24 protein-coding genes and 1 tRNA gene are annotated in these 23,844 nt (G+C 61.8%); 21 read left to right on the top strand and 4 right to left on the bottom strand.

Annotated features, from left to right (window positions below; all coding sequences use genetic code 11):
* Positions 1-82: 82 nt before the first annotated feature.
* Positions 83-904, top strand: coding sequence for an HDOD domain-containing protein (locus EGJ27_RS13275; RefSeq protein ID WP_125831202.1), 822 nt, complete (start codon positions 83-85; stop codon positions 902-904).
* Here EGJ27_RS13275 and EGJ27_RS13270 read toward each other — a convergent pair.
* Entirely contained in the window at positions 898-2,283 is a 1,386-nt protein-coding gene (locus EGJ27_RS13270) for a sensor histidine kinase (protein ID WP_125831201.1), read from the bottom strand. The two genes, EGJ27_RS13275 and EGJ27_RS13270, sit on opposite strands and share 7 nt — an antisense overlap.
* A complete protein-coding gene (locus EGJ27_RS13265; protein WP_125831200.1) occupies positions 2,276-2,947 on the bottom strand; it encodes a response regulator in 672 nt (223 codons plus the stop codon). The genes EGJ27_RS13270 and EGJ27_RS13265 overlap by 8 nt, the downstream gene beginning before the upstream one ends.
* A gap of 459 nt (positions 2,948-3,406) precedes the next feature.
* On the opposite strand from EGJ27_RS13265, the gene EGJ27_RS13260 reads away from it, so the two are divergent.
* Genes EGJ27_RS13260 through EGJ27_RS13245 form a run of 4 tightly spaced genes read left to right on the top strand, consistent with a single transcriptional unit; the run spans position 3,407 to position 7,454 of the window.
* Entirely contained in the window at positions 3,407-4,393 is a 987-nt protein-coding gene (locus tag EGJ27_RS13260) for a tripartite tricarboxylate transporter substrate binding protein (RefSeq protein WP_177523032.1), read from the top strand.
* 59 nt (positions 4,394-4,452) lie between these two features.
* Positions 4,453-4,911, top strand: coding sequence for a tripartite tricarboxylate transporter TctB family protein (locus EGJ27_RS13255; RefSeq protein WP_125831198.1), 459 nt, complete (start codon positions 4,453-4,455; stop codon positions 4,909-4,911).
* Position 4,912: 1 nt separating this feature from the next.
* Positions 4,913-6,427 carry a tripartite tricarboxylate transporter permease gene (locus EGJ27_RS13250; protein WP_125831197.1) on the top strand — a complete coding sequence of 505 codons (1,515 nt, stop codon included), beginning with the start codon at positions 4,913-4,915 and terminating at the stop codon, positions 6,425-6,427.
* On the top strand, positions 6,420-7,454 hold the full coding sequence (locus EGJ27_RS13245; RefSeq protein WP_125831196.1) for an AbrB family transcriptional regulator: 1,035 nt from the start codon (positions 6,420-6,422) through the stop codon (positions 7,452-7,454). The genes EGJ27_RS13250 and EGJ27_RS13245 overlap by 8 nt, the downstream gene beginning before the upstream one ends.
* 3 nt (positions 7,455-7,457) lie before the next feature.
* Here EGJ27_RS13245 and ung read toward each other — a convergent pair whose 3' ends face one another.
* Positions 7,458-8,150, bottom strand: coding sequence for a uracil-DNA glycosylase (gene ung, locus EGJ27_RS13240; RefSeq protein WP_125831195.1), 693 nt, complete (start codon positions 8,148-8,150; stop codon positions 7,458-7,460).
* Positions 8,151-8,319: 169 nt separating this feature from the next.
* Between ung and EGJ27_RS13235 the strand changes: the two genes are divergently transcribed.
* A complete protein-coding gene (locus EGJ27_RS13235; RefSeq protein WP_125831194.1) occupies positions 8,320-9,423 on the top strand; it encodes an enoyl-CoA hydratase/isomerase family protein in 1,104 nt (367 codons plus the stop codon).
* A 126-nt stretch (positions 9,424-9,549) separates the two neighbouring features.
* Here EGJ27_RS13235 and EGJ27_RS13230 read toward each other — a convergent pair whose 3' ends face one another.
* The gene (locus tag EGJ27_RS13230) at positions 9,550-9,912 is read right to left on the bottom strand and encodes a hypothetical protein (protein ID WP_177523031.1); all 363 of its coding nucleotides are present in this window, start codon (positions 9,910-9,912) and stop codon (positions 9,550-9,552) included.
* Between the two features lie 425 nt (positions 9,913-10,337).
* Between EGJ27_RS13230 and EGJ27_RS13225 the strand changes: the two genes are divergently transcribed.
* The 15 genes from EGJ27_RS13225 (at position 10,338) to EGJ27_RS13160 (ending at position 23,786) form a co-directional block, all read left to right on the top strand.
* Positions 10,338-13,748 carry a dermonecrotic toxin domain-containing protein gene (locus EGJ27_RS13225; protein WP_256672817.1) on the top strand — a complete coding sequence of 1,137 codons (3,411 nt, stop codon included), beginning with the start codon at positions 10,338-10,340 and terminating at the stop codon, positions 13,746-13,748.
* Positions 13,726-13,956 (top strand): cysteine-rich CWC family protein, encoded by a 231-nt coding sequence (locus tag EGJ27_RS13220; RefSeq protein WP_125831192.1) that lies wholly within the window; start codon positions 13,726-13,728, stop codon positions 13,954-13,956. Before EGJ27_RS13225 ends, EGJ27_RS13220 begins: the two co-directional genes overlap by 23 nt.
* A 44-nt stretch (positions 13,957-14,000) precedes the next feature.
* Positions 14,001-14,693 (top strand): pseudouridine synthase, encoded by a 693-nt coding sequence (locus tag EGJ27_RS13215; RefSeq protein WP_125831191.1) that lies wholly within the window; start codon positions 14,001-14,003, stop codon positions 14,691-14,693.
* A 301-nt stretch (positions 14,694-14,994) separates the two neighbouring features.
* Entirely contained in the window at positions 14,995-15,888 is an 894-nt protein-coding gene (locus EGJ27_RS13210; protein ID WP_125831190.1) for an alpha/beta fold hydrolase, read from the top strand.
* 155 nt (positions 15,889-16,043) lie between these two features.
* Positions 16,044-16,117 (top strand) — tRNA-Gly (locus EGJ27_RS13205).
* A gap of 151 nt (positions 16,118-16,268) precedes the next feature.
* Complete coding sequence (locus tag EGJ27_RS13200; protein ID WP_125831189.1) at positions 16,269-16,607, top strand: hypothetical protein; 339 nt, start codon at positions 16,269-16,271, stop codon at positions 16,605-16,607.
* A gap of 226 nt (positions 16,608-16,833) precedes the next feature.
* Positions 16,834-17,001 (top strand): hypothetical protein, encoded by a 168-nt coding sequence (locus EGJ27_RS24910; RefSeq protein WP_177523020.1) that lies wholly within the window; start codon positions 16,834-16,836, stop codon positions 16,999-17,001.
* Positions 17,002-17,130: 129 nt separating this feature from the next.
* On the top strand, positions 17,131-17,499 hold the full coding sequence (locus tag EGJ27_RS13195; protein WP_125831188.1) for a histone-like nucleoid-structuring protein, MvaT/MvaU family: 369 nt from the start codon (positions 17,131-17,133) through the stop codon (positions 17,497-17,499).
* A gap of 238 nt (positions 17,500-17,737) precedes the next feature.
* Positions 17,738-18,070, top strand: a complete 333-nt coding sequence (locus tag EGJ27_RS13190) for a helix-turn-helix domain-containing protein (protein WP_306085279.1) — start codon at positions 17,738-17,740, stop codon at positions 18,068-18,070.
* A 277-nt stretch (positions 18,071-18,347) separates the two neighbouring features.
* Positions 18,348-19,199: an STAS domain-containing protein gene (locus EGJ27_RS13185; RefSeq protein WP_125831187.1), complete on the top strand. Its 852-nt coding sequence runs from the start codon at positions 18,348-18,350 to the stop codon at positions 19,197-19,199.
* A 3-nt stretch (positions 19,200-19,202) separates the two neighbouring features.
* Entirely contained in the window at positions 19,203-19,565 is a 363-nt protein-coding gene (locus EGJ27_RS13180) for an STAS domain-containing protein (RefSeq protein WP_125831186.1), read from the top strand.
* Positions 19,562-19,966, top strand: a complete 405-nt coding sequence (locus tag EGJ27_RS13175; RefSeq protein WP_125831185.1) for an anti-sigma regulatory factor — start codon at positions 19,562-19,564, stop codon at positions 19,964-19,966. Before EGJ27_RS13180 ends, EGJ27_RS13175 begins: the two co-directional genes overlap by 4 nt.
* Positions 19,963-20,973, top strand: coding sequence for an anti-sigma regulatory factor (locus EGJ27_RS13170; protein ID WP_125831499.1), 1,011 nt, complete (start codon positions 19,963-19,965; stop codon positions 20,971-20,973). The genes EGJ27_RS13175 and EGJ27_RS13170 overlap by 4 nt, the downstream gene beginning before the upstream one ends.
* Positions 20,966-21,841 carry a sensor histidine kinase KdpD gene (locus EGJ27_RS13165; RefSeq protein ID WP_125831184.1) on the top strand — a complete coding sequence of 292 codons (876 nt, stop codon included), beginning with the start codon at positions 20,966-20,968 and terminating at the stop codon, positions 21,839-21,841. The genes EGJ27_RS13170 and EGJ27_RS13165 overlap by 8 nt, the downstream gene beginning before the upstream one ends.
* Positions 21,831-23,786, top strand: coding sequence for a response regulator (locus tag EGJ27_RS13160; RefSeq protein WP_125831183.1), 1,956 nt, complete (start codon positions 21,831-21,833; stop codon positions 23,784-23,786). The genes EGJ27_RS13165 and EGJ27_RS13160 overlap by 11 nt, the downstream gene beginning before the upstream one ends.
* Positions 23,787-23,844: the final 58 nt, after the last annotated feature.

Genomic DNA, 23,844 nt, shown 5'->3' with positions numbered 1-23,844 from the left:
CTGTCATTCAACCTATCCGGTTACCCGACGCCCAGACGCGCCGGGACAATCCCGGACACCCCTAACGGCTGCGAGAAGCAACATGAGCAAGATGGCTGACGAGGTGCAGAGAAATTTGATCAAGGCCATCGACCGCGATGCCCTGTTCCTGCCGACCCTGCCCGAAGTAGCACTGAAGATCCGCCTTGCCGCCGAAGACACAGACATCAGTATCGCCGCCTTGAGCAAAGTGATCGGCAGCGACACTGCGCTGTCGGCTCGCATGATCAAGGTCGCGAACAGCCCGCTGTTGCGGGCCAATTTCGAAGTGAGCGATGTCGGCACGGCGATCCGCCGGCTGGGCGTCAACTACACCTGCAACCTGGCCATCGGGCTGGTGGTCGAGCAGATGTTCCACGCCAAGTCGGAAGTCATCGAGCAAAAAATGCGCGAGATCTGGAAGCAGAGCATGCAGGTCGCCGGCATCAGCTACAGCCTTTGCCAACGCTATACCAGGCTCAAGCCGGATCAGGCGACGCTCGCCGGACTGATTCACCTGATCGGGATCCTGCCGATCCTGACCTATGCCGAAGACCATTTCGACCTGCTCGCCGACCCGATCAGCCTCAATCATGTGATCGACAACATCCACCCGATCATTGGCGAGCGCCTGCTGCGGTCCTGGGATTTCCCCGATGCCCTGGCGTCGGTACCGGCACGCTTCCAGGATTTCACCCGACTGTCGGAAAGCGCCGACTACATCGATCTGGTGCAGGTTGCGACTATCCATATCCATCGCAACACCAGCCACCCGTTCAGCGAGATCGACGTCGTCGACCTCCCCGCGTTCCATCAGCTCAAACTCGACACTGCCGGCGGGCTGCTGAGCGCGGAGATGGACGAAGCCATGACCATGCTTTACTGATTGGCCGCGAAGCTGACCCGGACCTTCAAGCCGCGCTCGGCACCATCATGCAAGGTGATGTGCGCCAGATGAGCGCGGCAGATTTCGCCGACGATCGCCAACCCCAACCCCGAACCGCTGCCTTGCTGGCTGCGCCGATAAAAGCGCTCGAAGACCCGGTCGCGGTCCGCCAGGGGAATGCCCGGCCCGTCGTCCTCGACCTCCAGAACGCCCGGCGCGTAAACCCGCAGCACCACGTTGCCGCCTGTCGGCGTATGCGCCAACGCGTTGTCGACCAGATTGCTCAGCAGCTCATTGAGCAAGGTCGGTTCGCCACGCAACCACACCGGCTCCTCGGCTTCCAGCGCCAGCGCCACGCCGCGCGCATGGGCCAGCGGCGCCATCGCCATGCCCAACTCGCGGGCCAACTGACTGAGGTCGAGCCGCTGTGCGCCACCTTCGGCGATGGCCCGCGCACCGTTTTCGATGCGCGCCAGCGACAACAGCTGATTCGCCAGGTGAGTAAGTCGGTCGGTGCCAAGCGCTGCGGCTTCCAGCGTGCTGCGCAACTGCGCCGGGTCCCGATCCCGCAGGCCCAGCTCGACCCGCGCCTTGAGGGCGGCCAGCGGCGTGCGTAATTCATGGGCGGCATCGGCGATGAACTGCGCCTGACGCTCGAACTGCACCCGCAAGCGTTCGGTGAAATGGTTGAGCGCGCCGACCAGTGGGCGCAATTCATGCTGGACCTCGACCATCGGCAATGGCCGCAGATCGTCAGGCTGACGCTCCTCAACCGCGGTACGCAGACGCTCCAGCGGACGCAATGCAGCGCTGACCGTAAACCACACCAGCAGCAAAGCGCCGCCGCCGAGCATCCCCAGGCGCAGCAAGGTGTCAGCCATCAGGCTGCGAGCCATGCCGACCCGCGCCTCCTGGGTTTCGGCCACGCGAATCTCGGCAATGCCGTTCATGCCCGGCTCGCTGACCGGTTTGAGCAGGCTGACCACCCGCACATCCTGGCCCAGATAGCGGCCGTTGTAGAAGCTGGCAAGGGCCGGATAGTCGTCGGTTCTTAGCGTGCCGGAAGGTGGCGAAGGCAGGTTCTCAAAGCCGGAGATCAGCTTTTTGTGAATGTCGTTGACCTGGTAGTAAATCCGCCCTTCGCTGTCATAGGCGAAGGTATCGAGCGCCACGTAGGGAATTTCGGCGCTCAAGGTGCCGTCCCGCTGGGTAAGCCCGGCGGCGATAGTCCGCGCCGAGGCCAGCAGGGTGCGGTCATAGGCGGTATCGGCCACTTCCCGGCCGTTCCAGTAGGCGCTCATGCCGCTGGCCAGCATCAGCACCACCAGCAGCAACGCCAGGTTCCACAACAGCCGCCAGCGCAGGCTGTCGTTATTCATCACGGCTTTCCAGCAAATACCCCAGGCCACGGAACGTCACGATGGCGACCGAATGCCCGTCCAGCTTCTTGCGCAGGCGATGCACGTAGATCTCGATGGCATCGGGGCTGGCCTCTTCGTCGAGGCCGAAGACCTGAGCCGCCAGTTGCTCCTTGCTCATCACTCGTCCCGGCCGGGCGATCAGGGCTTCGAGCACCGCCTGTTCGCGAGAGGTCAAGGTCAGCAGTTCCCCGCCGAGGCTGAAGCGACGCGTGTCCAGATCGTAAACCAGCACGCCACAGCGCTGCTGGCGTTCACCGCCCAGCACACTGCGCCGCAGCAATGCCTTGACCCGCGCTTCAAGCTCGGACAGCTCGAACGGCTTGGCCAGATAGTCGTCAGCGCCCAGGTTCAGGCCATGGACGCGGTCCTTGACGTCGCTGCGCGCGGTGAGCATCAGTACCGGCAGGTTCTTGCTGCGCGCCCGCAAGCGCGCCAGCACCTCGAAACCGTCCATGCGCGGCAGCCCTACGTCGAGGATCGCCACGGCATATTCTTCACTGCTCAGCGCCAGGTCGGCGGCGACGCCATCGTGCAGGACGTCGACATTCAAACCCGCACTCTTGAGCGCCTGCGCCACACTTTCAGCCAATTGCAGATGGTCTTCGACGAGAAGAACACGCATCGTCGTCTCCTGCTTGTGAGTTGTTATGAAGGCCAGCGGCCGGAGTTTACAGCGGTGCCGCACGCTGTGAAGCTCTGAAATAACTGGAGACCAGATTGCGCTTCTCCGGAAACAAATTGAAAGGTTTGTGAAAGGTTCACCCGTTAGCATCGCGCTACGACCCGCTCGAACGGGTCCGGTAAGGGCGCCTCGACGCGTCCGAACAATAAGAACAAAAGCCGGAGTCAACCATGCCACGCCCAAGCCCCTTGCGGCTCGCCCCTTCGTTTTCTGCTCCTCTTGTCCCGACCTCGGCCGGTCAGCTCGCTACGCGTGCGCTGCATCGCCACTCTGCGCCCGCGCGCCGCCCCGCTCCAAGACTTCGATGACGGACTGCGGATAAAGCGCCACGCCGCGCCCGCCTGGTCACTGCACTTGCTCGACAGCTTCTCTCATCCAAAAACAACAACGCCCTGGAGACTGAACATGAGACTTTCCTTGCGTCATATGGCCTTGACCGCCGCCAGCATGCTGGTAGCCACACAACTCTCGGCCGCCGAACCCAAGCGCCCCGAATGCATCGCGCCGGCATCGCCGGGCGGCGGCTTCGACCTGACTTGCAAGTTGGTGCAGAGCGCTCTGATCAACGAAAAGATCCTGACTTCTCCCATGCGCGTGACCTACATGCCCGGCGGAGTCGGTGCGGTGGCGTACAACGCAGTGGTTGCGCAGCGTCCGGGCGACGCAGGAACGCTGGTGGCCTGGTCCAGCGGCTCGCTGCTGAACCTGGCCCAGGGCAAGTTCGGACGCTTCGATGAAAACGCCGTGCGCTGGCTGGCGGCGGTCGGCACCAGTTACGGTGCCATCGCGGTCAAGAGCGATTCGCCGTACAAAAACCTGGACGATCTGGTCAAGGCGCTCAAGGCCGACCCGAGCAAAGTGGTGATCGGTTCCGGCGGCACCGTCGGCAGCCAGGACTGGATGCAGACTGCGTTGATCGCCAAGGCCGCCGGGATCAATCCGCGCGCCCTGCGTTACGTCGCCCTGGAAGGCGGCGGGGAAATCGCCACCGCGCTGCTTGGTGGCCACATTCAGGTGGGCAGTACCGACATTTCCGACTCCATGCCGCACATCTTGAGCGGTGACATGCGCCTGCTCGCGGTGTTCTCGGAAAATCGCCTGGACGAGCCGGAAATGAAAGATTTCCCCACCGCCAAGGAACAGGGCTACGACATTGTCTGGCCGGTGGTTCGCGGTTTCTACCTGGGGCCGAAAGTCAGCGATGAAGACTACAACTGGTGGAAAGCGTCGTTCGACAAGGTGTTGGCCTCGGAAGACTTCGCCAAGTTGCGTGACCAGCGCGAACTGTTTCCGTTTGCCATGACCGGTGCCGAGCTGGATGCCTACGTCAAGAAGCAGGTCGCCGATTACAAAGTGCTGGCCAAGGAATTCGGCCTGATCCAGTGATCGAACTCGACTGACTGAACGGCCGCGCCTGCCTGACAGGCGCGGCCCGGGAGCTTTCCATGGTCATACAACGTATTTTCGCTGCCGTGCTGCTGCTGGCATGCGCGGGCCTGGCCTTGATGGCCTGGCCTTATGAGGCGCCGTTTTCCTACGAGCCCGTGGGCCCACGGGCCTTTCCGCTGTTGATGCTGGGTCTGATGGGCGTTGCCCTGCTGTACCTGCTGATCCGTCCGACGCCCATCGTCCACACCGAGGATGAGCCACCGCTGGATCGCGAAACACTGACCAAGATCGGCATCTGCATCGCCCTGCTGCTGGTTTTCGCCGGGCTGTTCGAGCCGCTGGGCTTCATTCTCAGCAGCATCCTGATCGGCATCCCGATGGCGCGCCTGTACGGCGGGCGCTGGGTGCCCAGTGTCGTGGTGGTGGTTGCCATGAGCGTCGGTCTCTATCTGCTGTTCGATAAAGCCATGGACGTTCCGTTGCCCTTGGGCCTGCTCAGCGTTCTGGAGAATTAACGTGGATACATTCAACTATCTGGGCCAGGGCTTCGGCGTGGCCCTCACGCCTTACAACTTGATCACCGCTTTGTGCGGCACCTTGATCGGCACCGTGGTCGGCCTGCTGCCAGGCCTTGGGCCGATCAACGGCGTGGCCTTGCTGATCCCCATCGCTTTCGCTTTGGGCCTGCCACCGGAATCGGCGCTGATTCTGTTGGCGGCGGTGTATCTGGGCTGCGAATACGGCGGTCGGATCAGTTCGATCCTGCTGAACATTCCGGGCGAAGCCTCGACCGTAATGACCACCCTCGACGGTTACCCGATGGCGCGCAAGGGCCTGGCCGGTGTGGCCCTTTCGCTGTCGGCGTGGAGTTCGTTCATCGGCGCGCTCATCGCGACCTGCGGCATGGTGCTGTTCGCGCCGTTACTCGCCAAATGGGCGATTGCCTTCGGACCGGCGGAATATTTCGTATTGATGGTGTTCGCGATTGTCTGTCTCGGCGGCATGGCCGGGGATCGGCCGCTCAAGACGTTCATCGCCGCGCTGATCGGTCTGTTCCTGTCTGCGGTGGGCATCGATGCCAACAGCGGCGTGTACCGCTTCACCGGCGATAACATCCACCTTACCGACGGCATTCAGTTCGTGGTGCTGGTGCTGGGCCTGTTTTCCATCAGCGAGATCCTGTTGCTGCTGGAAAAGACCCACCACGGTCAGGAAGCGGTCAAGGCCACCGGGCGCATGATGTTCAACCTCAAGGAAGCTTCGGCGGTCTTTGTGGTGAACATTCGCTGCGGCCTGATGGGTTTCATTCTTGGCGTGCTGCCGGGTGCCGGTGCGACCCTGGCCAGCGCCGTGGCCTACATGACCGAGAAACGCATCGCCGGTGCATCCGGCAAGTTCGGTCAAGGTGACATGCGCGGCCTGGCTGCTCCGGAAACCGCCATCGGTGCGACGGCCTGCGGTGCGCTGGTGCCGATGCTGACCCTCGGCGTTCCAGGCTCCGGCACTACGGCGGTGATGATCGGCGCGCTGTCGCTGTACAACATCACACCCGGCCCGATGCTGTTCCAGCAACAGCCGGATATCGTCTGGGGCCTGATTGCCTCGTTGTTCATCGCCAACGTCATGCTGGTGATCCTCAACATCCCGATGATCCGTATCTTTACCCGCATCCTTGCCGTGCCTAACTGGGCGCTGGTGCCGGTCATCGCGATCATCACCGGGATCGGCGTCTACGCAGTACACGCCACCACCTTCGACCTGTTCCTGATGGTCGGCATCGGCATCTTCGGCTACATCCTGCGCAAGCTGGACTTCCCGCTGTCGCCGATTCTGCTGGGCTTCATCCTTGGCGGCTTGATGGAACAGAACCTGCGCCGCGCGCTGTCGATCTCCAACGGCGAGCTGGGCATCCTGTGGTCGAGTTCGATCTCCATCGGCGTCTGGGTGGTGACCGTGTTCATGCTGTTGTTCCCGCTGATCCGCATCTGGCGCAAGCGTGCCAGGCAGCGCGCCTCGATGGCCAATGTCTGAATCGGGCTGGCGAGGCTGGTGGGCGACGCCGCTGGTCGGTCTGACCGGCGGCTGGCTCGCCAGCCAGGTCGGCTGGCCGCTGCCATGGATGGTCGGTTCGTTGCTGGCGATCATTCTGGTGCGCTGCCTGACGCCGTGGCAACTGGCGCAGATTCCCGGAGGCCGCAAGTTCGGCCAGTTGATTATCGGCATCGGCATCGGCCTGCATTTCACACCGGTGGTCATCGAGCAGGTGCTGGCGCATTTCGGCCTGATCTTCGTCGGCGCGCTGGTGACCAGCCTGTCGTGCCTGGTCGGGGTCTGGCTGATGCTACGCACCGGGGAAGATCGCGCCACGGCGTTCTTTTCCAGCATGCCCGGCGGTTCGGGGGAAATGGTCAACCTGGGTGCCCGCAACGGCGCCATCCTCAGCAGCGTCGCCGCCGCGCAAAGTCTGCGAGTGCTGGCGGTGGTGCTGTGCGTACCGGCGATCTTCAAATACCTGTTGGGCGACGGAGCGCCGGCGCTGCACGCGACGCAAGCGGACTGGCGCTGGTTGCTGTTTCTCCTGCCGTTGGGCGCAGCACTGGCCTGGATCTGGCAACGCCTCAAGCAACCCAACCCGTGGCTGTTCGGCCCGCTGCTGCTCAGTGCGGTGGTCAGCGTGACCTGGGATTTGCGGATCGGTCTGCCGCCAGGTGGCAGCCAGCTTGGGCAACTGCTGATCGGCAGCAGCCTGGGCTGTCATTTCAACCGTGAATTCTTCCGGCGTGCGCCGTCGTTTCTGGCGCGCACCTTATTGGCAACCGCACTGACGATGATGATCGCGGCCCTCGCGGCCCTGGCCTTGAGCGCCCTCACCCATCTGGATTTGCGCTCGCTGACGCTGGGCATGATGCCCGGCGGCATCGCCGAGATGAGCCTGACCGCCGAGGTGCTGCAACTGTCGGTGCCGCTGGTGACGGCGATGCAGGTCATGCGCTTGCTGTTCGTGCTGTTTCTGGCCGAGCCGCTGTTCAGGCGCTGGAACAAGCCGCCGCCCATCTGACCCTCAGAGGTCGGGCAGGCGCCAGTCGATCGGCGTCATTCCGTTCTGCTCCAGGTACTTGTTGGCCCGTCCGAAGTGTCCGTTCCCGAGAAAGCCTTTGTAGGCCGACAGCGGCGACGGGTGGACGGACGTCAGCACCAGGTGCCGGGTGGCATCGACCAGCTTCTGTTTGCTCTGCGCATGGGCGCCCCACAGCAGAAACACTAGGTGCGGCCGGTGCTCGCTGACCACTTGAATGATCCGGTCAGTGAAATGCTGCCAGCCCTTGCCCGCGTGGGACGCTGCATTGGCACGCTCTACAGTGAGCGTGGTGTTGAGCAGCAGAACGCCCTGATCCGCCCAGGATTGCAGGCAGCCGTGATTCGGAATGTCGATGTTCAGGTCGCGCTTGAGCTCCTTGAAAATATTGACCAGCGAGGGCGGCGCCGGCACGCCGGGCTGCACCGAGAAACACAGGCCGTGCGCCTGGCCCGGCCCGTGATACGGGTCCTGCCCAAGGATCACCACCTTGACGTTGTCGAGCGGTGTCGAATTCAGTGCATTGAAGATCAGCGGCCCGGGCGGGTAGATCTCCTTGCCGGCGGCATGCTCCTGGCGCAGAAAGTCGCGTATCTGCTGCATGTAAGGCATTTCGAATTCGTCGCGCAGCGCGGCCTTCCAGCCGGGCTCCAGTTTGATGCGGTCGTCGCTTGTCATGGTCGTACCTGTGAAAACAATGCGCGGACACTAGGAAAGCCCATGACCAATGTCAAATACCCCGCAGCGGATCAGGCAGTTTTCTACACTGGTTTTCAGGTTTCTCCTGCAACTTAACCGGGCATCCGGCGGACCAACGATAACCGCCGTGTACGCCAAGAGGGTCACGATGAATCTGCATTTCGAAGAACTTCACGCGCCGGACGGCGCTCGTATCGGGATCGCCAGCCTGGCGGCCGAGCGTTCGCTCAATGCCTTGTCATTGCCGATGATTCTGGCGCTCCAGGATCAGCTCGACGCCTGGGCGAGCAACCCGCAGGTGGTGTGCGTGCTGCTGCGCGGCGAAGGTCCCAAGGCGTTTTGCGCCGGAGGCGATGTGCGCACGCTGGTCGAAGCCTGCCGCGCCGAGCCGGGCGTGGTGCCGACCCTGGCGGCGCATTTCTTCGAGGCCGAATACCGACTGGATTACAGCCTGCATACCTATCCCAAGCCGCTGATCTGCTGGGGCCACGGCCACGTGCTGGGCGGCGGCATGGGTCTGCTGCAAGGCGCGAATATCCGCATCGTGACTCCGAGCAGCCGGCTGGCGATGCCGGAAATCGGCATCGGGCTGTATCCGGACGTCGGCGCCAGCTGGTTCCTGCCACGGCTGCCGGGCAAGCTGGGGTTGTTTCTTGGCCTGACCGGCTCGCCCATCAACGGCCGTGACGCCCTCGATCTCAATCTGGCGGACCGCTTCCTGCTCGATGACCAGCAGGATGACCTGATCGAAGGGCTGTTGCAGCTCAACTGGCAGGCACGCACCGACGTGCAGCTCAACAGTTTGCTCAAGGCATTGCAGCAGGAGGCCAGTGGACAACTGCCGGCCGCGCAGTGGCTACCCCGCAGGGCACAGATCGACGAACTGCTGGACGTGGGCAATCTCATTTGCGCATGGAACGCGATCACTCATTTGCAGCATCACTGCGACCCGTTGCTGACCAACGCCGGGCGTAATCTGGCAGCAGGCTGCCCACTGACTGCCCATCTGGTCTGGGAACAGCTTGCGCGTGCCCGGCACCTGTCGCTGGCCGAAGTCTTCCAACTGGAATATGCGATGAGCCTCAATTGCTGTCGTCATCCGGAGTTCAGCGAGGGTGTGCGTGCGCGCCTGATCGACAAGGACCACAAGCCTCACTGGCACTGGCCGGACGTGGCCTCGATACCGCAAGCGGTGATCGAGGCACACTTCAGCAAGGTCTGGGAAGGCCGGCATCCGCTGGCCGATCTTTGAGATCAGCGCAGCCCCTGTGCTGGAGCGGACCTGTTTGCGAAGACCGGCTTGCATGGCGCGCAAATTCGGATATCGGTACTGCTCTCGTTCTTCGCGAACAAGCGTGCTCCTACAGAACGGATTCGGTCACCGATGCCGGCCGTCACCCCGACGATAGTCGCCGCTGCGTTGCCAGCCGCGATCCCGGCCGCCACGATGCCCGTCGTCACGCCATCCACCTCGATGATCGCCCCGGTAACCTGGGTGCGGGCGATATCCGTCGTGCCTGCGCCCAGGCGAACTCCACGCCTGGCCGGGCGGTCTACCAGGCTGGTAGTAACGTGGCAGCGGTGGAGGCGCGTAATAGCGCGGCTGCTGGTAGTAACGCGGCTGGTTGTAATAGCGCGGCTGCGGCGCCACGTAGATGCGCCGTTCCTGATAGTAGGAAGATCGATAGCCATTGTCGTAGGCATAGACACCACCGACGACCGTCGTCGGCTGGGTGTACACCTCGGATTCGTAATAACCGGGGCCTGCGTAACACCCGGTGAGAAAAAGGGCCAACACGGCAACAAGCAAGGATTGTCTATACATGGCGGCCTCCCGGACCGCGATCTGGCTCAACCAGCGACGCTGGTCGGCGTCCGAAAAAGCATCAACGGACGCAGGATAAGACACGGAAAAGGCTTTTCGGTGCGTGCTGTCCGTCGGCGTGCCCGGCTCCAAAGGGCATTCACAGCGTAGCCAGGCCCCTGCGGAGCAATGTTTTCGGGCAGTTGCCGTGGCTCGCAAAGATGCTACAAAACATTTCCCGACACGGGATTCAGCGCCTCACCACCAATCACGATGTTCCGGCGCGGCAGGCATACATAGTTATGTCTGATCGGCAGAAGTCCTGGGCGATAGTAAGCCACCCTTCGCCGCGAAAGACCGTCATGAAGCCGACCTGGAGCCCGTATCATCCGCACGCCTTGCATCCGCCCTCTTCAGCCTCGCTGGAAATGCCCGCTGTCCTGCTATTGCCCGCGCAGCCGGTGGAGAAAACAGAGGCATTGACGCCGCCCCCGCGTTTCTCACTGTCCCCTTTTCATTACTCCACCGGTGAAGAACGCGTCGCGGCACTGGCCGATGACAACGTCCCGGCCATTGAACCGGACCCGCAAGCCGAGCGCAGGCTCAGGTCTTTACGCAAGAGTCCGGGGTTTGCGCTGCTTGCCGAATCGGTCCTGCTGCTCAAGGTCTACCAGCTGGACATGGACCTGCCGCCCCGCCGTCGGCATTACCTGCGCGACCGGCTCAAGGCAGAGCTGGAGCGGCATACCGGCGTACCCGCCGACCCGGATCAGCTCTATCTCACCTTCACCAGCCTGGATGCCCCGTCAGTGGATGACGACGGCACGGAACACTACACCCGACGGCTTTCGCTGACCGACGTGGCGCAGGCCTGCTTCGACCCGTGGCGGCTCAAAGGCTTGCGACGCGCCACTCTGGCGGATGCGCCGGTATCCGAGGCCACGCCGTCGTTGCGTGCGGCGGCGGTGTTCGACCTGATCAGCAAGGCGACCTTCCCCGCCGATTACCACCACGCGCTGGCGATCTTCTGGGCGCGGCAACGTGAAGCCTTCCGGACCCTGAGCAAGCTCGGCTTCCTCGACGGGCTGGCCCGACAAGTGGCCCGCAAACGGATCAGCCGCGACGGTTATGCATTGACCCTCGACGCGCTGGGGCTGCGGGGGTTTCCGCAAACCGTCGCCGAGGTCGAGCGCAGCGGGCGCGGTGAGCGGGCTGAAGTCTGGGGCCTGTCGTTGAATGACGAGCGCATACCGGGAATCTTTCAGGTCAGATCGAAAAACACCTCGCACTGCTTCATTCACGTCGTGGGCGCCCAACGCACGACGGTCGAATACATCACCGACGATCCCGCCGAGATGACCCGACGGCTGCTGGCGGCCGTGAACGACTCCGGCTGGCACCGACAACTGCTCGAAATGCTGGAAGTTGCCGACCACACGGACGCGGTGGCGCAGGCGTCACGTATCGAAGGCGACGTGTTCAGCGCGTTGACCCGTGCCCAGGAAAGCGTCACCGGCGAACTGCTGGGCGCCGAAAACCTCGACCGCTTCGACTTGCTCAAGCCGGTAGCCCGAGCCCTGTCATTGGCCAGCGCCGTGGAATTCTGGCAGACCGACGCTGCGGTACTGCCCCTGATACCGGAGCCTTCTCGATATGCCGCGCAGCTCATGGGCGAGTTTCTCGCCACGCGCCATGGGTTGACGCTCAACGCCGATCAGGTGTTCATCGCCCATCGGCGCGGTCATGCAACGACACCGCTGGGCGACGCGCGCACGCCGGCCACCTACGTGAACGTACCGGACGAGACTCCGCTCAGCCTCAGCCAGGCGCTGATGACCCATTACCAGGTCCAGTATCCGGCCGGCTACATCGACCATGGCGGGCGCACGGTGGTCTATCTGGACAGGTCCGGCAAAGGCGTCTGGTCGCCGGATCAAGAGCTGGCCATCGAGCCGCACGCCGTTGAGCAGCACATCCGTGAGCTGGACTTTCTCAGGATCATGTCGAAGAAGATCGTCGACTTCTGGGGCCAGCACACAGCCGAGATCGAGCGGGCATTCACTTCGACGTTCATTACCCAGGCCCTGACCGCATTGAAACAGGGTCGTTTGAAGCGCGGCGGTTTCGATCAGGTCGTCAGAGCCTTGGCCCACCCACAGCCCGGAAGCTGGGTGGCCCTGGGCTTCCATGTTCAGGGTTCGGCGGTGGATGCCATGTCGCCGCAGTACCCAGGCCTGCTGATGCTGGAAGCGTCCGGTGGGCCGAAGGTGCTGTACCAGGCCGGCCATGCCCAGGCATTCATGGAGTTTCACGACGATGAAGAACTCCAGCACTACCTGCGCCATGCAGCGGCGGACGAGCGGTGGCGCCAGTCGTTGATGCACTACGTGCCGGTGCGCAGCCATGAACGGCTCGACTACCTGCTCCGTCTGTGGGGCGGCGTGCAGGCACCGGATTCACCGGCGTCCTTGCTTCGCCCCTGGACCGATGCACTTTACAACCTCGACACGCGCAAGGCACTGCACCAGACCCTGGTCCGGCAAAGGCTGGATGGGCTGCCGTTCGGCTTCCTGCGCGAGGCGTTGAAACACAATGCCCTGCAAGACGCTCAGGAGCGCATTGTCACCGCTGCCGAGATTTCACTGCGCTACTGGACCTCGCGCCTCAACCAGCTGCAACTGTTGCTGATCCCGATGTCGGTGCTGCTGACACCCGCCTTCATGGCGTCCCTGGCGACGGAAATAGGCGTCGCCTCGCTCACTATCGCCTCGGCGCGGTTGCCGGGAAGCCGCTATACAGAGAAAAAGCACGCGCTGCTGGCGCTCCTGTCACTCGGGCTGCTGCGTCTCGGGCCACAAACGCCCAGGCTATTGCGCTCGCTGGGCAGAATCATGAAGTCGGGCGGGAACCCGACCCGCAACAGCGTGGCGTTCCACAGCAACGTCAGAGGGCTGGACTCGCTGTTTCGCCGCTCCCTGGCGCCGCGCCAGACCCGGCTGGAAAAGTTCTTCCACACCAATGCCATGCTCAAACGCTGGACCATCCCCAGCCATCCACGCTTCGGTACGATGTCGGTGCATGCCTGGAAACTGGGCCGCCGGTTTCTGCTCTGGACGTCCGACAGAGGTCAGGCCCGCACGCTGGTGGTCAGCACCCATGGGCACTACCTGCCCTGGAGCTCGACGGTGAAGATTCCCCACGGCACGGAGATCCAGACCTACGCGCCGCATGGCTATATCCTCGTCGACCCGATGCTGCACCGCATCGTCAACAAGACGATCCAGCCCTTTGCCCTCTCAAGCGAAGCCGGCAATACCTTGGTGCAGAGCCGCTTCACTGCGCCGCCGCTGCTTTGCACCGACAAGATGATGGCGGGCACTTCGCTGCCCGGCCGGTTGAAGAACTACACGTTGTCCAAGTTCCAGAGTGTCCGGGACGAGACCTATGACGACATCGCGCATATCGTGCGCAATTCCAATGTCTCGCCGCTCAGAGGCCAGTTGCCGGCCACGCCGATGGATGTCCTGACCGTGCGCAACCGGCTGGGAATGCCGTCTCCGACGCTGGCAGACCTGTTCAACAGCCTTTATGCTCAGGGCATTCACTACGACAGGATCCTGCTGGTGCACTGTCGTTGCGCCGCCATTGCCGCCCGTTTCGGGCGCGTGCCGGTCTATCAGGCACCGACCCTGAAACCTTCGAAAACCTACCCGGCTGACCTGACCGGCCAGTTGCAGGACGCTTTGCCCGATGACCTCACCCAACCACCCTGAGTCGACCAACCGGTGCCCGCTGTGCGGATTCACCAACCAGTGCAGCCTGGCCGACCCGCGCACTGCGGATCAGGCCTGCTGGTGCTTTTCCGCAATCATCGATCCGGCGCGGCTCGAAGCACTGCCTGCCGAGCTGCGCAATCGAGCCTGCCTGTGCCCACGTTGCGCAGGCATTACAGACGCGGCCCTGGGGCAACCGGCACGCTAGATCGCGTACTATGCGCATCCCTTTTTCCCTACGTTTGCCGTGCCATGCGCCTTGACCGTTTCCTGAGCAACCTGCCGCGCTTCAATCGCAAGGACGTCCGTCTCGCGCTGGTCGCCGGCCGGATCAGAGTCGATGGTCAGATCTGCAAGGACCCGCACCATGAAGTGCGCGAGTTCAGTCGCGTGGCGTTCGATGACCAGTTGCTTCAACCGGGCAAACCGGCCCGCTACCTCATGCTGCACAAACCCAAGGGCTATGTGAGCGCTACCTGCGACGCGCATCACCCGACCGTGCTGGAGTTGCTGGACGAGCCGGATCGTCATGAGCTGCATATCGCAGGGCGCCTGGACTTCAACACCACCGGGCTGATGCTGCTCACCAACGACGGCCAATGGTCTCGTCGCCTGACCCAGCCGCAGACACATCTGCCGAAGGTGTATTACGTCGAGACCGAGCAGTTGATCGACGAGCGTTACGTGACCCGCTTCGCCGAAGGTTTCTACTTTTCTTTCGAAGACATCACCACGCAACCTGCCGAGCTGACACTGCTTGGACCGCGCTGCGCAAGGCTTACCCTCTTCGAAGGCCGCTATCATCAGGTGAAGCGGATGTTCGGTCATTTCGATAACAAGGTGCTGGAGTTGCACCGCGAAAGCATGGGGCCGCTCACGCTGGACCCCGCTCTAGAGCCCGGCAGCTACCGCGCACTCGATGCCGCACAAATCGCCTCTGTCTGAAAAAGTCACAACCGTTCGGCGGAACATGCCTTCGGGTTACGAACGGCTCTTGCGACATGCTGGATCGCCTGCTTGAATCCAACCGTCAGTCCACATGTGACTGACGGGTCATCCCTAATTTGAAAAACCCTTTTGCCGTACCGAGTCCGTTAGAGACTCACGACAAATTGCCCGCCAATAACAATACCTGTCGGACAGATCGTTCGGATCGACATGGGCCACTTACCGGCTAATGCCTGCCTGTTACGAACCTCGCGTGACGTAGTTTGCGCGTACACCTGTTATGCCAGGAGATACACCTATGACGCCAGAAATCGCCGTGCTTGATATACAAGGACTTTTTCGGGTTTACACGGAGTTTTATCGTGCGGATGCCGCAGAAAAGACCATTATTCTGGTCAACGGCTCGCTGGCCACTACTGCGTCATTTGCACAGACCGTGCGCAACCTTTACCCGCAGTTCAACGTGGTGCTCTATGACCAGCCATATTCCGGCAAGTCCAAGCCCCACAACCTGCATGAGAAACCACTGACACGGGAAATCGAAGGTCAGATCCTGCTGGAACTGATCGATCATTTCAGAGCCGAGCATGTCATGTCGTTCTCATGGGGTGGAGCCGCTGCGCTGGTTGCCCTGTCCCACCGGCCAAAACTGATTGAAAAGGCAGTGATCAGTTCATTTTCGCCGGTCATCAACGAGCACATGCGCGATTACCTGCACAGGGGCCTGACCCACCTTGGCGACCACAATCGCTACGAGATGGGCCAACTGATCAACGCGACCATCGGCAAGCACTTGCCTTCGCTGTTCAAGCGCTTCAACTTCCGTCACGTCAGCAGCCTGGACCTGCACGAATATGACCAGATGCACCACCACATCAGCCATGTTCTGAAGCTGGATCCGGACAATTATCTGGCGGCGGCGAAACGCATCAACGTGCCGGTGCTGTTCATGAACGGAGCCTGGGACGAATACACGGCAGCCAAGGACGCGGTGCTGTTCGCTGACTACGTGCAGCAGAGCCACTTTGCCTGCATAGAAGCGGCCGGCCATTTTCTGGACATGGAACACAAGGCGGCTTCACGGGATACCAGGCAGGCACTGTTGGGATTCCTCGGCCAACCGGCACCCGTCACCGAGCAAAACCGCTGCACGTACAACCTGGTTCAGGACCACCACGCCTACGCCTTCTGAACCCCGGCGCAAACCAGGATCCGGCCGCCATTCGCCAGAGCTTCGCCAGAAGCCTTCGGCGAATGGCCCGCGCCCCTGGGCGGCTTCGCCGAAGCGGTCAGCAAATTAGCGCTTCAAAAACCGGCCTGCTTCTGGTACAAAGTCAGCCGCTCAAAGCGGGTGTCGTATAATGGCATTACTCCAGCTTCCCAAGCTGATAACGAGGGTTCGATTCCCTTCACCCGCTCCATCCGCGCCTCTGCGTCATTTCCTTTCTGCGCAACACTCCTTCTCTTTCCGCATTTTTTAACGCCATCACCCTCGCTTGCGGTGGAATTTCTCTGCGCCTCGCGGTTCTAGACAACCAGGTTTCCAGTCCAACCGCTCAGGTGAGTCGCGCAATGAATCCCACCACTCCCGATGGTCGCTACTTTGTCGTCAAAGGTCAGCTGTGGCGTTGCTCCAATCCGGCGCTCACAGAAGATGTTCGCCAGCACTGGGTCAATGAGCTGATGGCTGCCCGTCGTGCGGTGAAGGCAGCGAAGACGGCAGCGGACGCGGTGCTGCTCAAATGCGCTCGCGCCCGGGTGCAGGCGGCCAAGGTTGCGCTGGGTGAGCGAGGCCCGGTGTGGTGGAGTGACGGCAGTCCGGATTTCAATCGCTACCGCGCTGCCAATACACCTTACGCTGACTGGTATCGGGCCCTGGGACTTGAACCCGGTCCCGGCCAACTTCCGTGAACCCTGCGCGGCGTCGCGGCTCCCGACTCTGGAACGCTTGCTGCTGCACGGCACTTTGGCGAACCTGGAGAGTAACTAACAGAGTGAGCCACATGCTCTGGAAACTGCCACGTATGAAGCATGTGTCACAGCCGGAATGAACGATCCGATTTTAATTTGAATCCCTGAGTTGCCCGGCGGTCATTAATTGGGAGAGCACGAAGACGACAACGCAACGGAGGTATTTATGAGCCTTGCAATGACAATCTTCAGCATGATCGCTGCCTGGCTGGCGATAGCCTGTGCAATGCTGTGGGGTGTGCTGCGTGTCAGCCGCCGTCATCAGGCGCCGGTCGACCACCGGCCGGCGGCGGCGCGCTATCGCCCGATGCCTTGCGTCAAGCTGGCAGGCTGATCGCCCGACACCCGTGCAACGTTTTGACTGACGGCTGCTGCGCAGCAACAGCCCTGGTTCCACTGACCGTGCAGAATGCACAACCATCCGTCATCGGCGAAGATGATGTTCGACTCGGAGTAAACACGCATGTCCAAACTTGCTGAATACCGTCAACTTGAGCGACATCTTGCTGAGCAACTCCAGGCACTGGAAGCCATGAAAGGTGACAAGGCGCTGGAGCAGGAAATAGAGTTCGAGACCAAACTGCGCGAATTGCTGGGTGAGTACAACAAGAGTCTGAAAGAAATTGTCTCGATTCTCGATCCACAGACTTCGTCACGCGCGGGGAAAAATACCTCTGTTCCGGTCAAAGCCACTCGCAAGGCGCGCAGTGTAAAGATCTACAAAAATCCTGATTCCGGCGAGACCGTGGAGACCAAGGGCGGGAACCATAAGACGCTCAAGCAGTGGAAAACCCAATATGGCGCTGAAACGGTCGAAAGCTGGGTGCAGTAACCCTGATGGTCGATAGCAAACCGCCAGCCGTAAGAACTCGATGACCTATAGGATCGCGATTTTACCGACGACTCACCGGTCAGGATGAAGTCGAAGCAAACCTGACCTGTGAGAACAGTCGCTTCGTTTGAAGTTAATGTATTCATTTGAATACGTACGGTCGGTTATTTCTGAAAATTCACATATTTATCCACCGTTTTGACAACTAAGGGCGTATTGTCAAAAGATATTGGCGGAGATGAATATTGTGAAACAGCTAGGTGCACGATTAAGAGAAGAACGCAAGAAGCTGGGGTTGACCCAGCATGATTTTGCCGCACTCGGAGGTATAGCCAGCAACGCGCAGGCGCATTACGAGTCCGGCGAAAGACAGCCCAAGGCCGGTTACCTGATCGGAATCGCTGGCGGTGGCGTGGACATCCTTTATGTCCTGCTCGGCAAGCACACCCCGACGCTGGCCAACAGCCTGGACCCGGACGAAGCCGACGTCCTGGCGCACTATCGCTCTCTTCCCAAGGAAGACCAGCGCGCCTTCAGTCAACTTTCCGCTTCCCTTTCCGACTGCGACTGACCCCTTCTGTACGCCTCCCAAACCTGGGCCAAACCGCATTGACAGTCAGCCGGCTTCTGGAACTTTCCAGCATCGACGCTTGCCTGAAGGTCGGCGAAATCCACTGCCCTGCATGCAATGGCAGTCATTTGGCATAAAAAGGCGTTGGAGCCTTCGTTTGCTTGCAATTGCCTATAAAAAGTAGAAACTCCACGGCATTGCTGGCACAGCGATATTGGTTTAACGCCAATCGCCTGGCGCCACACTATCTCACCGGAATGTTAAGGAGTCTGAAAGTATGGCAAGCCTGCTGCAGCGTACCGTGGAAGCGATCAAATCCTCCCAGAGCAACCTGATTTCAAGCTGGTTTTCCAGCCTCGACGCCAGTGGCGCCGCACGCAACCTCAAAGAGGACGACGTGAAGCGTCAGGCGGAAGAGTTCCTGCGCCTGATCGTCAACACGGCAGAACGCGGCAGCGTTCAGTCCCTGAGTGGCAGCGACTGGGACGAAATCCGTCAGTTCCTCGAAAAACTCTCCCACTCCCGCGCCTTGGCCGGTCAGGACTCCCAACAGACCGCCGGCTTTATCTTCACCCTGAAAGGCCCGCTGTTCGATCTGCTGCAACGTGAATACAACGAAGAGCCGGCCCTGCTTTCCCAGCAGCTGCTGCAGATTTCGGAATTGCTGGACTCGCTGGGGATGCACACCATCCGCACCTTCCAGAAATCCCGCGAAGCGGTGATCAAGCGTCAGCAGGAAGAGCTGCTCGAACTGTCGACGCCGGTGGTGAAACTGTGGGACGGCGTGCTGGCCCTGCCGATGATCGGCACCCTGGATTCCCAGCGCACCCAAGTGGTCATGGAATCGCTGCTGCAACGTATCGTCGACACCGGTTCGGAGATTGCGATCATCGACATCACCGGCGTGCCGACCGTCGATACGCTGGTCGCGCAACACCTGCTCAAGACCGTGACCGCCATCCGCCTGATGGGTGCCGACTGCATCATCAGCGGTGTGCGTCCGCAAATCGCCCAGACCATCGTCCACCTGGGCCTGGATCTGCAAGGCGTGGTGACCAAGGCCAACCTGGCTGATGCACTGTCGCTGGCACTGCGCCGTCTTGGCCTGACCGTCAGCAAGGCAGTGTAAGCGATGGAAAGAATTCCGATTTTGCAGATGGGCCCGTTCCTGCTCGTCACCATTCAGGTCGACATGCATGACCAGCTCGCCCTCACCTTGCAGGACGATCTTTCCGAACGTATCAGCGCAACGTCCGCCAAGGGCGTGCTGATCGACATTTCGGCGCTGGACATCGTTGACTCGTTCGTGGGCCGCATGATCGGAACCATTTCCGGGCTGTCGCGCATCATGGACGCCCAGACCGTGCTGGTCGGCATGCAACCTGCCGTCGCCATTACGCTGGTCGAGCTGGGCATGACGCTGCCTGGTGTCAGCACCGCGCTGAACGTGGAACGCGGCATGAAGCTGTTGCAAGAGCGGGCAGGTGAACAATGAGCGTGCAGAGCTCAGGCTCGCAGCCGATTCTCATCGAACAGGACGTGGTACTGGCACGCCAGACCGCGCGCAAGCTCTGTCAGGAGTGCGGCATGCGTCTGGTCGACCTGACCAAGATGGTCACCGCCGTCAGCGAACTGGCCCGCAACACCATGGTATACGGCGGCGGCGGCTCGATGGACTGGCAGATCATCGACGAGGGCGTGCGCACCGGCCTGCGCATCCTCTTTCGCGATGAAGGCCCCGGCATTGCGGACCTCAAACTGGCGATGACCGACGGTTGGACGTCCGGCAACGGCATGGGCCTGGGCCTGACCGGCGCCAAGCGCCTGGTGGATGACTTCGAACTGGACACCGCGCCCGGCGCAGGTACTCGAATAACGATCACTCGATGGACATGAAACTCAGCGGTACCCTGACGCAGGTTCTGGTCATAGAAGACAGCAGTCAGGTCGGCCATGCCCGGCGCACGGCCCAGCAACTGGCAGAAACGCAGGGTTTCGACCCGGTCGATGCCGGTCGGGTCGCTCTGGCGGTCACCGAACTGGCCAGCAATCACCTCAAGCATGCGACAAGCGGCGAGCTGCACCTGCGCGTGGTGCCGGCAGGCTCGGTGACGGGCATCGAAATCGTTGCCGTGGATCGCGGTCCCGGACTGGATATCCAGCGCTGCCTGGAGGATGGTTTTTCCACCGGCGGCACCCAGGGCATCGGCCTCGGCGCCATTTCCCGGCAAGCCGATGTATTCGACGTACACGCCGACGCCCGCGGCACGGTGATCCTCTGTCGCTTCTATCCTCGCGCCGTAAAAGTCCGCGACCTGAAGTTCGGCGCCAGCCAGCACTCGCTGTTGAACGATCCCGCTTGCGGCGATGTCTGGTCATTAGTGGTCCAGAACGGCCGGTTGAGTGCGCTGGTCGTCGATGGTCTGGGGCACGGGACCGAGGCCGAACTGGCGGCCCGGGCGGGCGAAGCGGCTTTTGCCCGAGCCCCGTTCGACGCCGGCGTAGCGGTTCTGGACGAAATGCATTACGCGATGAAGGGCACCCGCGGCGGCGCAGTCGCCGTTGCCCAGTTCGATCCGCAGCACGACCTGTTGCGCTTCGTGGGCATCGGCAATATTGGCGCCACTGTGATCGGTGACGAAAGAACCCATGGCCTGGCGTCGCATCCGGGCATCGTCGGTCTGCAGTTCCGCAAGGCCCAGACCTTCGAGCACCCCAATGCGGTCGGGCGCTTGCTGGTGATGTACAGCGATGGACTGCAGTCCCGCTGGAACCTGCGTGACTATCCGGGGCTGATCTATCGCCACCCCGCGGTCATCGCAGCGCTGTTACATCGCGACTTTTGTCGTGGTCGAGACGATGTAACCGTTCTGGTCATTGCCTTGGAGGCTATTAATGATTGATTCGTGCGCAGATTCCCAGCAAGACATGGCCGCCGAACTGATGCGCCTGCGCCAGGAAACCGAAGCCCTGCGGGCTGAACTCGATGAGACCAACCAGGGCGTCATGGCGCTGTACTCGGAGCTGGATAACCAGGCCAGTGCGCTGCGCCAGGCATCGGACCTCAAGAGCCGTTTCCTGTCTTATATGAGCCATGAATTCAGAACCCCGCTGGGCTCGATCCTGAGCATCGCCAGCCTGTTAAAGGATGAAATCGACGGCCCGCTGACCCCGGAGCAGCACAAGCAGGTCGCCTTCGTCAGCGGCGCGGCCCGTGAACTGTCCGACATGGTCGACGACTTGCTGGACCTGGCCAAGATCGAAGCCGGGCGCATCTCCATTTCCCCGGCCTGGTTCGACATGTTCGACCTGTTCGCGGCGCTGCGCGGGATGTTCCGGCCGATCGTCAATATGTCCTCGGTAGACCTGATTTTCGAGGCGCCGAGCGGCTTGCCCCGCCTGTTCACTGACGACAAGAAAGTCGCGCAGATCCTGCGCAATTTCATCTCCAACTCGCTCAAGTTCACCTTGCGCGGCGAGGTGCGGGTATCGGCCACGCTGGAGAACCCCAAGGAAGTACGCTTTGCGGTCAGCGACACCGGCGTCGGCATTCCCGAAGCGCTGCACGGCGAACTGTTCGAGGATTTCTCCCAGATCGATTCACCCCTGCAAAAACGCCTGCGCGGCACCGGCCTTGGCCTGTCGCTGTGCAAACGTTTTGCCGAGCTGCTCGGCGGCCGCGTCGGAGTCGACAGCACGCCGGGCGTTGGCTCGACCTTCTACGTCATCATTCCACTGGCCATCGCCGGGGAGCCCCGCGATGAGTCGTGAAACAAGCTTGCTGATCGTCGACGACAACGACGCCACCCGCTACGCCCTCAGGCGCCGCATGGAGCGGCATGGTTTTGTGGTAACCGAGGCCGGCAACGGCACCGACGGCCTGGAGATGATCGCCGCACAAGTGCCCGACGCACTGATCCTGGACGTCAACCTGCCGGACATGAGCGGCTTCGACATCGTTCGCCTGTTGCGGTCCGAGCCACGCACGGCCTTGCTGCCGGTGGTACACGTTTCGGCGGCCTCCATGCAGAGCGCCGATATCGTTACCGGCCTGGAAGCGGGGGCCGACGCCTACCTCGTCCATCCGGTCGACCCTGACGTACTGCTCGCCACCATCCGCACCCTGCTGCGCGTGCGGGACACCGAATACGCACTGCGTGAAAGCGAAGCGCGGTTCGGCGAGATCTTCGCCAATGTCTCGGCGCCTATTGCCGTGCTGGACGTGGATTTCAACGTCCACGAGTGCAATCACGCCTTCGCGCAGCTGATCGATCACAACGATTCGCAACGCACACTGCTCGGCGCACTGGCTGACGACCAGCAGGAAATCATCGATAGGCTGGCCGCTGCGCTGCGTGCCGGCGAGCGCTGGAAAGGCAGCGTCAGCATGTCGATTCGCGGCGAGATTCACGACACCGAATGGCAGATCTCGCCGTACCGCACGCCGTTGATGAGCCTGGTGTTCGTCGAAGACGTCACCGAGCATCGTCAGCGCGAACGCTCGCACATCCACCAGTTGAACAACGTCAGCTCCAAGCTGGCGTTCGAGGTTGCCGAACGGGCCAAGACCGAAGAGCGTCTGTTGCAGGCACAGAAAATGGACGCCATCGGCAAGCTCACCGGCGGTATCGCCCACGACTTCAATAACCTGCTCACCGGCATCATCACCGGTCTTGAGCTGATCAAGAAACGTACGATCGATAACAACCCCGACAAGGTGCTGCGTTATGCCGAAGGCGCGCTGGCTTCGGCCATGAGTGCGGCGGCGCTGACCCAACGCCTGTTGGCGTTCGCCCGCCAGCAGCCGCTGGATGCCCGGCCGATTGATATCAACCGGCACATCGCATCCCTCGACGACCTGCTGCGCCGGACCATCGGCAAACGCATTGAGCTGGAGATGGACCTGCCCTCGACGGCGGCGGTCGCCATGATCGACGCCAGCCAGCTGGAAAGCGCGGTGCTCAACCTGGTGATCAATGCCCGCGACGCGCTGCCGGACGGCGGCACCATCCGGGTGACGACCTTCGCGGCGCATTACAAGGGTGACCCCAAGCTGGCCGACGGTCCATACGTGGTGATCTCGGTGAAAGACGACGGCGTAGGTATCGAACACAGCGTCATCGACAAGGTCTTCGACCCGTTCTTCACCACCAAGCCGCTGGGCGAAGGCACCGGCCTGGGCTTGTCGTCGATCTACGGTTTCGTGCGCCAGTCGGGCGGCGACATCCAGATCCGCAGCCTGGTCGGCCACGGTACTGAAGTGACGCTGATGATCCCGGCCCGCATCGACATGGCGCCGGAAGCTATCGAAACGCCAGCGGTGCTGCTGCCCGGAAAAGGCGAGCACATACTCATCGTCGAAGACACGGCCTCGGTCAGGATGTTCGTCAACGAGCTGCTGCTGGAAAACGGCTACCGTTGCAGCCTGGCGCCGGACGTCAACACGGCGCTGGATATTCTCGAACACGACGCCACGGTGGACCTGCTGCTTTCCGACATCGGTCTGCCGCAGATGAACGGCCGCGAGCTGGCCGATCGCGCGCGCCTGTGGCGTCCGGACCTGCCCGTGCTGTTCATGACCGGCTATACGGAAAACGCGGTCAACCGTCGCAGTTTCCTGGGCGAAGGCATGGACATGATCATCAAGCCGTTCAAGCTCGCCGAACTGCTGGAAAAAGCCCGCAAGATGCTCGACCCGCTTACGCCCGCCGACTGACCTCGCCCCTGCAAGGTGAGGATTCGACCGTTTCAATCGGTTCAGCCCCCACCCCACG

It is taken from the genome of Pseudomonas sp. v388 (assembly GCF_003935425.1).
Lineage (GTDB): Bacteria > Pseudomonadota > Gammaproteobacteria > Pseudomonadales > Pseudomonadaceae > Aquipseudomonas.
Note: the sequence above shows the minus strand (reverse complement) of the source record. Positions and strands in the feature narration are given on the sequence as shown.